General features: G+C 50.9%; 2 protein-coding genes. Both read right to left on the bottom strand.

All coding sequences use genetic code 11. The features are described from left to right. On the bottom strand, positions 1-812 hold an 812-nt coding region (locus ACYVN4_RS45220), incomplete at its 3' end, for a baseplate J/gp47 family protein (protein ID WP_460730513.1). Further along, on the bottom strand, positions 787-1,233 hold the full coding sequence (locus ACYVN4_RS45215) for a DUF2634 domain-containing protein (RefSeq protein ID WP_125685957.1): 447 nt from the start codon (positions 1,231-1,233) through the stop codon (positions 787-789). The genes ACYVN4_RS45220 and ACYVN4_RS45215, both read right to left, overlap by 26 nt. Positions 1,234-1,255 lie beyond the last annotated feature (22 nt).

The following is a 1,255-nucleotide window of genomic DNA, read 5'->3' as shown; positions in this document are numbered from 1 at the left end:
GTGACCGCATGTCCAATTGGTGCTAACCCGTAGCCCTGTCCTTCTGCGTCCGCCGGGTCAATAGTCTCTTTGACCTGACTCAACAACTCAGGACTAGCCGCTCTTAGGTCGTTATTCACAATGACCAGTTTGACCGTGCTACCACCGCGCCAAGTCGGATAGACCTGACCGGCACCCACAGACTCAATCTTGCTCAACATGTCCAAGTAGTCCGCAATGTTCCCACCGTACGCGTTGTAAGCGTCCGGAGAGAGAATTCGGTCCCGTAAGTGGTCGTCAGTCTCGTCATCCTTGGCTGGTACCGCTACCGAAGTAATCTCAGCCCAACTCAGCGCATCATTCGGCGTTACTGGTAAAATCTGTCCCTGATACCCATTCGGACGGGTACCGATCTCATCGGCTACCAGTAATGCTGTCAGGTCTGTGTTGACCTCTTTGACGTGATAGAAGATAGGCTCTTCTCCAACGCTTGCGAACTGGTCACTAACTGCTACATTACTGATAGGATTACCATCGGCATCGAGGAACTTAGCAATCACCTCTGCAGCGGTTGCTAGTTGCCGTGAAGCCCCACGCTCAGCCGCTCGCCAATCTAAGAACTCGCTATTGGTCGTTTGTGTCCAGGTCAGTCGGACAATGTTGGCTAATGACAGGGACTCTTCAGCCAGCTTAGTAGCCGCTGGGGCCATCGCGTCATAGATAATTGACCCTTGCCGTTTATCCTTGTCATCGTCAATCTCGTCTAGCATGTCATTCATAAAATAATCGAAGTCGTGTGCCTCTAACTCAGTCGCCAGTGCTTCCGGATTCATCTAACCCCACCTCGCTTTCTACTGGAATCGTGCCGTAAATGGTCTCACAGGACCCAATCACCTTAAGCGTCGTTGAATCAATCTTCTCAATCGAATCAACAGCCACATCGGTCACCCGGTCATCGGCCTCCAGAGCTTCAGTCAGCATACGGTCAACTTCGACCTCGGCATAGTCGAAGTCTTTACCAAGTAACTCTTCGAAGTCATTCCCGTATTGATCATCATAAATTGGATAGACAAACCGTTCCGTCCGGAGAATCTTATCCACGGCTTGTACCATGGCTTTGCGGCCGTCAGTCATACTCATGATGTGGCCGTTCTTGATTAGATACGTGTAACTGGAGAGCGTCTCCTCTTCCAGTTCGTCCGGCACCTCATCAACAACGTCATCGGTCTCAACCTCGTCTACTTCATCATCCATCTACGTCACCTCCTAGCTTTTC

This window comes from Nocardia heshunensis (assembly GCF_054782115.1).
This window is presented reverse-complemented; position numbering and strand designations above follow the sequence as displayed.

Coding starts and splice junctions, on each gene's coding strand:
- ACYVN4_RS45215 (WP_125685957.1), bottom strand. CDS start 1,233: ATGGATGATGAAGTAGACGAGGTTGAGACCGATGACGTTGTTGATGAG.